This window comes from Pseudomonas sp. 22082, from assembly GCF_052046055.1.
Classification (GTDB): Bacteria; Pseudomonadota; Gammaproteobacteria; order Pseudomonadales; family Pseudomonadaceae; genus Aquipseudomonas; species Aquipseudomonas pharyngis.
The window spans coordinates 486,453-498,112 of the sequence record NZ_JBQEQB010000001.1 but is presented as its reverse complement, the minus strand read 5'-3'; the positions used below and the strand labels follow the sequence as shown (position 1 = coordinate 498,112).

At 59.9% G+C, this 11,660-nt stretch carries 11 protein-coding genes and 1 pseudogene; 3 read left to right on the top strand and 9 right to left on the bottom strand.

The window, feature by feature from the left end:
- Nucleotides 1-175, bottom strand: a pseudogene (locus ACTJK9_RS02430) (type VI secretion system tip protein TssI/VgrG); the annotation flags it as partial.
- A gap of 269 nt (nt 176-444) precedes the next feature.
- Between ACTJK9_RS02430 and ACTJK9_RS02425 the strand changes: the two are divergent.
- A complete protein-coding gene (locus ACTJK9_RS02425; protein WP_158090091.1) occupies nt 445-1,356 on the top strand; it encodes a GNAT family N-acetyltransferase in 912 nt (303 codons plus the stop codon).
- 23 nt (nt 1,357-1,379) lie between these two features.
- On the top strand, nt 1,380-2,702 hold the full coding sequence (locus tag ACTJK9_RS02420) for a hypothetical protein (RefSeq protein ID WP_440811832.1): 1,323 nt from the start codon (nt 1,380-1,382) through the stop codon (nt 2,700-2,702).
- A 108-nt stretch (nt 2,703-2,810) separates the two neighbouring features.
- On the opposite strand, the gene ACTJK9_RS02415 is transcribed toward ACTJK9_RS02420, so the two are convergent.
- The 4 genes from ACTJK9_RS02415 to ACTJK9_RS02400 all read right to left on the bottom strand — a co-directional run bounded on the left by ACTJK9_RS02415 (nt 2,811) and on the right by ACTJK9_RS02400 (nt 5,983).
- The gene (locus ACTJK9_RS02415) at nt 2,811-3,860 is read right to left on the bottom strand and encodes an NAD(P)-dependent alcohol dehydrogenase (RefSeq protein ID WP_085611925.1); all 1,050 of its coding nucleotides are present in this window, start codon (nt 3,858-3,860) and stop codon (nt 2,811-2,813) included.
- Between the two features lie 159 nt (nt 3,861-4,019).
- Entirely contained in the window at nt 4,020-4,712 is a 693-nt protein-coding gene (locus tag ACTJK9_RS02410; protein ID WP_440811829.1) for an HlyD family secretion protein, read from the bottom strand.
- 71 nt (nt 4,713-4,783) lie between these two features.
- Nucleotides 4,784-5,197 (bottom strand): cupin domain-containing protein, encoded by a 414-nt coding sequence (locus tag ACTJK9_RS02405; protein WP_064595669.1) that lies wholly within the window; start codon nt 5,195-5,197, stop codon nt 4,784-4,786.
- 30 nt (nt 5,198-5,227) lie between these two features.
- A complete protein-coding gene (locus ACTJK9_RS02400) occupies nt 5,228-5,983 on the bottom strand; it encodes an SDR family oxidoreductase (protein ID WP_085611924.1) in 756 nt (251 codons plus the stop codon).
- Nucleotides 5,984-6,234: 251 nt separating this feature from the next.
- Between ACTJK9_RS02400 and ACTJK9_RS02395 the strand changes: the two genes are divergently transcribed.
- A complete protein-coding gene (locus tag ACTJK9_RS02395) occupies nt 6,235-7,803 on the top strand; it encodes a winged helix-turn-helix domain-containing tetratricopeptide repeat protein (RefSeq protein ID WP_221399451.1) in 1,569 nt (522 codons plus the stop codon).
- A 16-nt stretch (nt 7,804-7,819) separates the two neighbouring features.
- Here ACTJK9_RS02395 and ACTJK9_RS02390 read toward each other — a convergent pair whose 3' ends face one another.
- From ACTJK9_RS02390 to ACTJK9_RS02375, 4 genes are all read right to left on the bottom strand, one after another.
- Nucleotides 7,820-8,335, bottom strand: coding sequence for a hypothetical protein (locus ACTJK9_RS02390; RefSeq protein ID WP_440811825.1), 516 nt, complete (start codon nt 8,333-8,335; stop codon nt 7,820-7,822).
- Between the two features lie 82 nt (nt 8,336-8,417).
- Entirely contained in the window at nt 8,418-8,672 is a 255-nt protein-coding gene (locus tag ACTJK9_RS02385; RefSeq protein WP_085611921.1) for a transmembrane sensor/regulator PpyR, read from the bottom strand.
- Nucleotides 8,673-8,897: 225 nt separating this feature from the next.
- Nucleotides 8,898-9,536 (bottom strand): response regulator transcription factor, encoded by a 639-nt coding sequence (locus ACTJK9_RS02380; RefSeq protein ID WP_085611941.1) that lies wholly within the window; start codon nt 9,534-9,536, stop codon nt 8,898-8,900.
- Nucleotides 9,537-9,689: 153 nt separating this feature from the next.
- Complete coding sequence (locus tag ACTJK9_RS02375; RefSeq protein WP_440811823.1) at nt 9,690-11,657, bottom strand: alkyl/aryl-sulfatase; 1,968 nt, start codon at nt 11,655-11,657, stop codon at nt 9,690-9,692.
- Nucleotides 11,658-11,660: the final 3 nt, after the last annotated feature.

Genomic DNA, 11,660 nt, shown 5'->3' with positions numbered 1-11,660 from the left:
AGCCAGGCTTGTGCAGGAGTTCTTCAAGGTTGAGGTCGGGACGGGCGCTGACCAGTTCGATGTCGAAACGGAACGGTTCGTTGAGGGCTTCGCGACCGGTGAAGCTGAGGACTTGCAGGTCGGCCGAAGCGCCTTCGAGCGTGAGGGTAATGTGGGTAGCGTTGGCGTCCAGCATGCCTTGAACTCCGTCCTTGTCGGCACAACGAGACGTTGCGCCAGATTGAAATCCATTCCTTTTAAAGCTGAAGCGACCCTATGGCTGACAGCGCTTGTGTCTGAGTCGCCATTCCCGCGCGTCGGGCGATTTGCCGGTATGCGGTTGATGCGGCATGCATAAGGTAGTCTGCAAAATGGCTGAATGCCACTATCCTGTGGAGTTGAAGGTGTGCAAACGTGAGTTTGGCGTAGGCAGGCATGCCAATAAACCAAGGGACGGTCGATTGTATGCTGATGATCAGGCATGAGCAGATGGAGGCGTTCAACTACAACGCGCGCGAACAAGTTGGCAGGAAGGTGATACTTGACCTGAAGGAAACAGCCCCGCATACCGTTATGGGATTGTCATCGGCGGAGATGGACGCTCGGCTGGCAACGGCGCTGGAGATGGCTGAGAAATACACTTTGCGAGAGGCGCCGGATCTTCGCTCATTCATACGGCTTTGCTTTGTAGTCGGGCCGCTGTTTGCAGAGTATCCCGCTGCACATGATTTATTGATCTCGGCGGGGCCGGACAAGAGCCGGCGCATGACACCGTTGTTCGAAGGTATGAAAACGGACATCTGGGAGCGTGCTGCCGACAACGATATCGTCACTCGAGCGCAAACTCCGTTTCCGTTCGACAATCCGTTCGCAGGCAGGCTTTCCCGAAGCGCTGGAGTCTGCGCGCCGGTTCGCCCTTCGATATCCATTGAGCCTTTGGCGACAGTCCATGCCGAGCGATATTTCCACTATGCACTACACCCGGATGTCTGGAGGCTTGGCCGAATGCTGCCGCGTATAAGTCTGGAACAGATTCGGACGCACATCAGGTCGGTCAGTGCCGGAAATGGTCAGGAGGCCTACGCGATCAGACACTCGGAGGCTGGATTCATTGGAGCGATCACATTACGTAACGAACTGCCCTTCACATCCATCGCCTATTGGGTCGCCCGGCCGTTCTGGGGCTATGGAGTTGCCACCAATGCCATTGGAAAACTGCTTGTGCATCTGAGCAAACAACCGCACTCGATAAGGTTACGGGCGAACATTGCACGAACGAACCTGCCGTCGATACGCTTGGTCGAGACACTGGGGTGGAAAGAGCTGGCGCGAACGCGCGAAAGCAAGGGCAACAGGATCTACGAGTTTCATATCTAGGGACGGTGACGGAGCGTGTCGAGATGGAAATGGATCAATCCAGCATGATGGAAGAGGATATCCAGGCGGCATCCGGTATCTATGATGAGGATGACGAACACTTCGCCGAACACATGATCATGCAAGAGTGCCCGATAGAGATTTTTGACGACACATTCAGTGTGGCACTCGGATTGGGTTACCCGCAATTACCGGCGAAACTTTCAGATTTCAAAAAGGGTGATGCGGTGGCCTATTGCTCATTCGTTTATCGATATCACGATAACGGTGGCAAAGGCGCCATGAAATATCAGCCCGTGGGTTGCTCTAATATTTATTTGCCAGCGCAGTGTGAAGAGCTGCGCCAACGACGAGGAAGGGCAAAGGTCAAGTTCAAGTTTGAAATGTTGCTGAAGCCCGGATGCAATGACGTTCATCGCAAAGTCATGGCTGTTCCGACAATTGGTTGTCCTGCGCTGCTGAAAGACATCAATTTCTGCAGAGCACTTTTGTGGGCGGCCCATGCCGAAGAACGCCCTACGTTCCTCGTTGTCCATGGCGCGGAGGCAAAGTGTTATATGGATAATGTCGGAGACGTCATGGAAAAACTTAACGTCGGAATTGTCTCCTGGACGTGCGATCAACCGATTGCAGGCTTTGGTGTTTCAAGGCTTGCCGCCCAACAAGCCGGACTGCATTACAGTCACAGAGGCATTGTCGTGATGTCGGATGTCAACGTTGTCAATACCGGCAACCTGCAGAGCGGTTACGAGACTGACAGGGAAGATAAACTTCCCTTCAAATCCACCTATCGATATTCCTCTATGGGCAGTGGTTCCGGAGTTCCTGTTTATAAATGGCGCGATCCTGTAGTTGCCGATGAAGTTGAAGATGGCGCTCAGGTCGGGATGATGGTCGAGGCTAAAAAGAGCGAGGGGGGCGGTGGACGGCCGCTTGAACAGGTCATCATGATCAGTGACGAGTTGATGTATGACCCGTGCTTCATCACATCCTCAGAAGACTCTGATGTGACCGCAACATTTGTAGCAGAAGAAAGAAGCTGGCGATCCAGAGGCAGAATCGATCATAAAACCTTTCGGGTGAAGAGCAGAACCATTGAAAAAGTCGACATGGGGAATGTGTTCTTGACTCAGGCATACGGGAAGTTGCGCGATGACTATCTGGCTACGTTGACGTGGGAAGATGATGTGAACATTGAATATTATGAGGACGAAAAAATACGGACCACCACTGTAGGGACGCTAGCAAAAGAGTTTGCCGACAAACATAAAATTTCAGCATTGCACATTCGTTCGTTGATTATCGAAAAGATTTTGCTGAAATATAAAGAGCAGGCGCTTTCATGAGTGAAACAGACCGTTGACATGAAAACGAATCAGAAGATAGCCCCCACTGGAAACAGGGGCTACCTTCGCGCCGGTCAAAGTCTGCGGGTTTCTTTCGTCATGATGTATTCAGCCAGCCAGCGTCGCGTTATCGATCACAAACCGATACTTCACGTCGCCTTGCAGCATCCGCTCGTAGGACGCGTTGATCTGATCGGCGCGAATCAGCTCGATGTCGGAAACGATGCCGTGCTCGGCACAGAAATCCAGCATCTCCTGGGTTTCGGCAATGCCGCCGATCATCGAACCGGCGATGGTCCGGCGCTTCATGATCAGGTTGAACACGTTCGGTGACGGATGCGGCGAGGCGGGCGCGCCGACCAGCGTCAGGGCGCCGTCGCGCTTGAGCAGCACCAGATACTCGTCGAGATCGTGAGGCGCGGCGACGGTGTTGAGGATCAAGTCGAAGCTCTTCGTGTGCGTGGCCATTTCCTCGGCGTTGCGCGACACCACCACCTCATCGGCGCCCAGTGCCTTGGCGGCTTCGCGCTTGGACTCGGAGGTGGTGAACGCCACGACATGCGCGCCCATCGCATGGGCCAGTTTGATGCCCATGTGGCCTAGGCCACCGATACCGACCACACCGACCTTTTTGCCCGGCCCGGCATTCCACTGACGCAGCGGCGAGTAGGTGGTGATGCCCGCACACAGCAGCGGCGCGACGGCAGCCAATTGAGCTTCAGGATGGCGGATACGCAGCACGTAGCGCTCATGCACCACGATGTTTTGCGAGTAGCCGCCAAGGGTCCAGCCCGGTGCGTCCGGGGTCGGGAAGTTGTAAGTGCCGATCATGCCGTCGCAGTAGTTTTCCAGACCGGTTTCACAATCGTCGCAGTGTTTGCAGCTGTCGACGATGCAGCCGACACCCACCAGATCACCGACCTTGTAGTCGGACACATGGGCGCCGACCGCCGAAACACGGCCGACAATTTCGTGCCCGGGCACGCAAGGGAATTGCGTTCCGGCCCATTCGGCGCGCACCTGGTGCAGGTCGGAGTGGCAGATGCCGCAGAAGGCGATATCGATCTGCACATCATGGGCCGCCGGAGCGCGGCGATTGATCTGCATCGGCTCAAGGAGTTGGTCGCCGGCATGGGCGCCGTAGGCGTGTACGAGCATGGGAAAGTCCTTGATGAATGTATCGAAGAACCATTCTTCCCGGATTGCTCGCACAGCCTGTAGTGTATTTCTACCGATTACTTGCCTGATTCTGTTTTCGAAGAAAGCAACGTACCCCCGACGTGTACCCGGGGTTTTCACTGAGTGCGGGGTGAAAGATCAATGTTTTGATCCGGCTTGTTTCGCAAAGCCGATCTTGATCGCCACCAGCAGCGGTGCCGCCACCGCAAATAGCAACGTCACCGCCATGAACGCACTGTCAAAGGCGATCACCAGCGACTGCTCCGACACCGTTCGCCCCAGCAGACTGGTCGCGGCACGGGCCGCCGCCGTCTCATCGACCAGCGCCATGCTCACGGCATTGCTGGCGACCAGTTTACGGTTGCGGTCGTGGGTCTTGCCGGCGAGGTTCATCTGCGCGGCGGCGGAGCGGCGCTCGGACTCGACCTGGCGAATCTGCGCATGTTGCAGTTGCGTCTGGGCATCGACATCGCTCAGGCGTGCCTGTGCCGATTTGAAGTTGGCTTCGGCCTGGGCGAGGCGGGCGCGATAGTCCTGATCGTCGATGCGAAACAGCACGTCGCCGCTCTGTACCGACTGGTTGTCGCGCACCTCGACGCTGGTGACGTAACCGGCAATCTCGGCCGCCAGTGACGTGACATCGCCACGCACATAGGCGTTGTCGGTCGAGATACTTTTGCCGCCGTACAGCACGATATAACCGCCCGCCACAATCGCCAGAGCGGGGGCGCACAACAGCAGTCCTGTCGCCTTGCGCTTGCCTTGGCGCGGTGTCGCCGGCGTTGTTTCGGATTGCACCGTGCTGGCGGTGGTGGGCCGGGGCGCGTTCATGTTCGGGGTCCCGCGCAAGGCCGATTCCTTCGGCAGCCGGGCTGCCGAAGGTGGATCGGCGAATGGATCGACTACGGCTTGACCGGTTTGACCAGGTCGGTCTCGTTGCTGTCGAGCACGAACACTGCCAGCAGACGTGACGGTTCGGTGGTGCTGGCATTGGCGCTCACCGCGTGGAAGTCGCCCGGTTGTTCGACGAAGTTTTCCCCCGCCTTGTAAACCTTCTCCGGCCCGTCGCCGACCTTGCTGCGCACGGCGCCCTCAAGCACCGTGGCGTAGATGAACGCGGACTTCGGATGAAAGTGCGCCGGCGAAGATCCACCGGGCGCGTATTCCACCAGCACGCCCCGCATGGATTTGCCCGGGACGTTGGGCAGGGCACGGTCGAACACCACGGTGACCTTGCCCCCCTGCGGCTCGGCGGCCGAGACGGATGAGATTGAAAGGGCCGCAAACGTGGCGGCCAGCAGGATTCGGCTGAACATGGCGAGACTCCTTCTAAGCGGATGGGGGGGTTAGCGCTGGATCGATTGCGCCAGCCAGTCTTCAAAGCGCGTCGAGCCCAGGCGCGGGTTGCTGCTACCGGGGGTGAGCGACTGGTCGTCGAGCACGTCGCCGAAGTAGCGGGCGTGGACGTCCGGGATCACTTTGCGGGTGTCGTGGGTGGCGCGGAAAAAACGCCGGACCAACTCGTCGAGCGGCATGGCTTCGGGGCCGGCAATTTCCTGTGTGCCGTTGATCGGCGCGGCCAGTGCCACGTCGGTGAGTGCGGCGGCGACATCGTCGGAGGCCATGGGCTGGATCAATGCCGGCGACAGGCGCACTTCGTCGCCGACGGTGGCGGACTGGGCAATGCCGCCGACAAATTCGAAGAACTGCGTGGCCCGTAACAGGCTGTACGGAATGCCGGACGCCTTGATCAGATTCTCCTGCGCGACCTTGGCGCGGAAGTAACCGTTGGCGGGCAGGCGCTCACTGCCGACAATCGACAGCGCAACGTGATGGCGAACCCCGGCGGCGGCTTCGGCGGCAAGCAGGTTGCGGGTAGAGGTCTCGAAAAAGTCGAGTACGGCCTGGTCTTCCCACGACGGCGCGTTGGACACGTCGACCACCACCTGGGCACCGTCCATTGCTTCGGCCAGGCCTTCGCGGGTGATGCTGTTGACGCCGGTGTTAGGCGAGGCGGCGAGTGCGTCGTGGCCGCGTTCGCGCAGATTGTTCACAAGTTTCGATCCGATGAGGCCGGTGCCTCCGATAACGACTATCTTCATGACATCTCTCCACTTGCCGACCGCAACCGTTGCTGTCGATGTGGGTTGAGCATGCTTGCGGCGCTCGGGCAAATCCTTGTGGTGACCTTGGATTTGCCTTGGTTTTTTGTCCAGACAGGCCAATCCGTCGGCAGATGCGTAGACCAATGCCCAGACCGGTGCGACGGCCCAGGGTCTGCCGTATCATTGGGCGCACGACAATCGCCCGCTCGGACACGGAGTCGGGGGCGCCAGACCAGAGAACAGCCACCGTGCAATTCGCGTTTGAAGACTACCTGCTCGATCAGCTGCGCCGGGAACTGACCTGGCGCGGGCAAGTCGTGACGGTCGGGCCGCAGGTCTTCGATCTGCTGTTGCTGCTGGTCAGCAACCGCGAGCGGGTGGTGAGCAAGGACGAATTGTTGAGCGCCGTGTGGAGTGGCCGGATCGTTTCCGAGTCGACCATCACCAGCCACATCAACGCCGTGCGCAAGGTCATCGGCGACACCGGTGAGCAGCAGCGCCTGGTGCGTACGGTGCCGCGCAAGGGCTATCGCTTCGTCGGCGAAATCACCTTGAGCGACAGCCCCGTCAATGCGCCCGAAGCGCCTGCGATACCCGAAGTGGCCACGACACTTGTCCTGCCGGAAAAGCCGTCGATCACCGTCCTGCCGTTCCAGAATCTCAGCGGCGACCCCGCGCAGGACTACTTCGCCGACGGCATCGTCGAAGACATCATCACCGCGCTGTCGCGCCTGCGTTGGCTGTTCGTCATCGCCCGCAACTCCAGCTTCACCTACAAGGGCAGGGCGGTCGACGCGCGGGGCGTCGGGCTGGAACTGGGCGTGCGTTACGTGCTGGAAGGCAGCGTGCGCAAGAGCGGCAACAAGATCCGCATCACCGGCCAGTTGATTGATGCGTGCAGCGGCACGCATCTGTGGGCCGAGCGCTTCGAAGGCCTGCTCGACGATATTTTCGAACTCCAGGATCAAGTGGCCGAGAGCGTAGTGGGCGCCATTGCGCCGCAGCTTGAACGAGCGGAAATCGAGCGGGCCAAGCGCAAGCCCACCGACAGCCTCGATGCCTACGATTACTACCTGCGGGGCACGGCCAAACTGCACATCGGCACCCGAGAGGCGATCGAGCAGGCACTGGCGTTGTTCTACCGGGCAATCGAACTGGATCCGGAATTTGCCTCGGCATACGGCATGGCCGCGTGGTGCCATTTCTGGCGCAAGCTCAACGGCTGGATGACCGACCGGCCCCGGGAAATCGCCGAAGGTGCGCGGCTGGCGCGCATGGGCGTGGAGCTGGGGCGCGATGACGCGGTGGCGCTGACCCGTTGCGGTCATGCCCTGGCCCATCTGACCGGGGATGTCGACTGCGGCATCGCCCTGCTTGATCGAGCTCGATTGCTCAACCCCAATCTGGCGCCGGCCTGGTATCTGGGTGGCATCCTGCGCGCCTTGGGTGGCGAAACCGAAGCCGCCATTGCCAACCTTGAACATGCCGTGCGCCTGAGCCCGCTGGATCCGGAAATGTTCCGCATGCAGGTCGGGATGGCGCTGGCGCACTTCTTCGCCGGTCGCTTCGAATGTTCGGTTTCCTGGGCCGAGAAAGCGCAGGGAAATCTGCCCAGTCTGCTGGTAGCGGCGGCCCTGATCGCCGCCAGCCACGCGCTCAGCGGGCGAACCGACAAAGCGGGGCAGGCCATGGAACGGCTGCGTCAGCTGGACCCGACGTTGCGGGTGTCCAGCCTGCGCGCGTGGTTGCCCATTCAACGACCTGAAGACGTTGCCCGGTTTGCCGAAGGTTTGCGGTTGGCGGGGTTGCCGGAGTAAGGGCTCAGCCGGCCAATCAATCCATCGAAAAATGCATTTGCATGTTCATCGCGGCATCGTACTGATTGCTGGCTACCCGGCGTTCGAGCAGGCGATCAGAGCCGCCTTCGGCCACGCGGCGTTCGATCAGGCGATCGGAGCCGCCTTCGGCCACGCGACGTTCAATCAGGCGATCGGATCCGCCTTCGGCAACGCGGCGTTCGATCAGGCGATCGGATCCGCCTTCGGCCACGCGGCGTTCGATCAGGCGATCGGAGCCGCCTTCGGCCACGCGGCGTTCGATCAGACGATCCGAACCGCCCTCGGCAACACGACGCTCCATCAGCCGATCCGAACCCCCTTCGGCAATCTGGGTCGGCGCCTTTCTGGCTCGGTGCTGTTGCACTGATGAAGTTTCTGAATCCGGAGCACTGGTTTCCTGTCTGTTGGCCACCGGCATATCGGGCAGGCAATTTGCGCCGAATGCATGAGTGGCAACTATCCAGGTGGCTGAAACAATGGCGACGGGTAATACCAATCCAATAGTTTTCATCGTGATCATCCTGAGTCGTAGTGGGACTTCGTTAATGAACTTCCGGTTGCAACCAGACAGGTTTGAATTCAATCGAATACTTCTAGTGGGAAACTCCATGTTCCTGTGCTGCCAGGCGAATACGGTTGTACGCAATCAAGCGCATGACGTAGCCCAGCTTGATCGCGGTCGGCCCGAGGATCGTCATCCCGTGCGCACCGACCAGCGTGGGCAAGGTCAGGTGAGCGTCAAACACATAAGCCAGGAAAATCCCCACCATCAACATGCCCAGGCCACCGACCAGCAACACGTGGGACAACTTCAGCACGCGGTACGGGTCTTCAAAAAAGTCATACATGTTGATCAGTCATCCCTGAGTCAATGAGTGGATCGACAAGTGTCGGCGCGCGAGGAAACCGCGAAGTCAATAACTTTGCCGGCCGTCGCATTTGATGGAGGGATTTTACTGTTGGCGGTAGGGATCAACCATGTTGCATAAGTTTGGTTTTATCCTGCCAGCGTATGGAGAAGTCATACCAACGTATATAAGCAACTCTATGCGCGCCGCATAAGGGCGATACATCTAATGGTTAATGCCCAGACTTTCGGCCATTCGAACCAGATCGGCAAACGACTGCGCGCGCATCTTGCGCATGGCCTGGCTGCGGTGAATTTTCACGGTGATCTCGCTCAGGCCGATGGCACTGGCGATCTGCTTGTTTATCAGACCCGAGACGGCCAGCGCCATCACCGCTTGCTCTCTGACCGTGAGTGTCCCGTGGCGTGTGCGCAATTCATTTTGGCGGCGTTCGCACTCGCGGCGCGACCTGTCCCGCGTATGCGCGGCGACCACGGCGTCGATCATGGCCTGCTCGCGAAACGGTTTTTCCAGGAAATCGACGGCACCGGCTTTCATGGCGCGAACGGTCATGGCGATGTCGCCGTACCCGGTCATGAAAATGATTGGCAAATGGATGTTGGCGTCGGCGAGCGCCTGCTGAAAGACCAGCCCGCTGGTGCCTTGCAATCGCACATCCAGCACCAGGCAACTGGTCAGGTCAGGTCGCTGGTATTGCATGAAGTCGGCGACCGATCCGAACAGCTCGACGCGCAGGCCGATGGAGCGCAGCAGGCTGCCAAGCGACTCGCGCAGAGGAGCGTCATCATCGATGATGAAAACGATGGATTCGGGGTTTCGCTCGGGTGCAGGTTCTACGTCCATACGCTGGATGGCTTCGCGGCGATCGGGTTGCGCAGGATGCTGAACAATCCAATGGAAAGCTTTGCCCGAGCCTCCGGTTTTCATTGGATTTTGCTTGGGTAAACGTCCAGAGGCCATCGACCGGGAGTTTGATCAATCGATGGCCTCGGTGGGTCAGTTTCCTGCCCGGGCGACTATCGCAAAATTCCCCGGCGCCTTTTCCAGCAGCCCCAGAAACCTCACGAGATCGACCTTGCTGCCATCCACCTTCAGATCATCGGAGGTAAGCGTTTCCTTCAGTCCGGCGGTGCCGCCCAGCAGTTGGACGAACAGGTCCTTGGTGACGGTCAGCGTGGCGTTGGCATTCTCCGCCGTCGGGCCTTTTCGGTAGTGCAGCACGGCGTTCTCGATCCACAGCACGAACGATTCGTCGGTATCGGTCAGCACCAGATTGAACGTCCAGTTCTTGCCAACCGCCGCCGGCCCGTCGAGGCTCGCGGCCATGGCTTCGAGGAAACGTTCGGTGGGCGTCTGCTTCATCAGTTCGATCAGGTCGGAGCGTTTGACACCCTTGGCCGGCGGGCCGTTGCGCAGCTCCATGGCAGCGGTCAGGTAGCTGTTGCGCCAGGTTGCCGATTCCGCCTGATAGCCCATCTGTTCGTACGCGCGGGCCAGCAGTTCCTTGGCGGCGGTGTCGTCGGGTTTGGCCAGCACGGCCTGATCCAGCAGCTCGGCGACCCAGCGGTATTCGCCCTTGTCATAGGCCACGCGCGCGGCCTCGACCACCTTGGCGTTACCTCCCATCAATTCGACGTAGCGCTTTGCCGATTCCTTGGGCACCAGCGGATTCAAGTGGGCGGGGTTGCCATCGTAGGCGCCCAGGTACAGCTGGTAGATCGCCTTGACGTTGTGGCGCAGGTCGCCGTAATAGCCGCGAGTGCCGAAGTACGACGCCAGCGAGTCCGGCAGTTGGATCTTGTCGGCGATCTCGTTGGGGGTGTAACCGGCATTCATCAGGCGCACGGTCTGATCGTGCAGGTATTTGTAGACGTCGCGGTGCTTGGTGATGAATTCGCGGATCCGCTCGTTGCCCCAGATCGGCCAGTTGTGCTGACCGAAATAGACCTCGGTGTCGCCCAACTCATCCAGGGCGATTTGCATGTAGTCGGACCAGCGCAGTGCATCGCGGACCTTGGCGCCACGGATCGGCAGCAGGTTGTGCATGGTCTGCGTCAGCAGTTCCGCACCGCCGTATGCCTTGAGCGCGGGGATCGAAAAGGTCAGCTCGGCCGGGGCCTCCGCGCCGGGCATGTTGTGGAACACGAAGCTGACGCCGTCGAGCACCAGCGGCTGGATCGGCTGGTCGATGATCTGCGTCGGCGGCAGGATGCCCATGCTGCCGTAGGCGACGTTCTTGCCCAGCCCGGTGTCGACGATGCCGGTGGCGCCCGGCGTCAGGTTCTTGCCGAACTGATACATCGAACGCCGCGCCATCGCCGGGCCGGCCAGGATGTTTTCGCTGGTGGCTTCCTCCATGAACCCGGCGGGCGCGACGATGGGAATGTTGCGCTGGGCCACTTCGCTGCTCGAGGTGATGCCCAGTACACCGCCGAAATGGTCGGCATGGTCGTGGGTGAAAATGATCGCGGTGACGGGCTTGTTGCCCAGATGCTCGCGGGCAAATGCCAGCGCTGCGGCGGCGGATTCCCGGGAGGTCAGCGGGTCGACCACGATCCAGCCGGTTTGCCCGTCGATCAGCGTCATGTTGGCGATGTCGAAACCGCGCAACTGGTAAATCCCGTCGCTGACCTTGAACAGACCGATCTGCGCGTTGAGCATCGCGTGCCGCCACAGGCTCGGGTTGACGGTGGCCGGCGCCTGGCCTTCGACGAAACGGTACGCGTCGAAATCAATCAGGACATTGCCGTCGGAGCCGAGGATCTTGCCGGTGGGGCGGGCGATGAAACCGCGTTGGGCATCTTCCATGTCCCGGTTGTCGCTGAGATCCAGGCCCTTGATCGACGCCTGGATCAGCGCGGCCGTGGCGGGCGTGGCGTCGCCGGCTGCGATGCTGGGCTTGTTGTCGCAGCCGCCGAGGGACACCAGCGTCAGGGCGAGGATCGTGTAGAGGGTCGGTTTCATTCT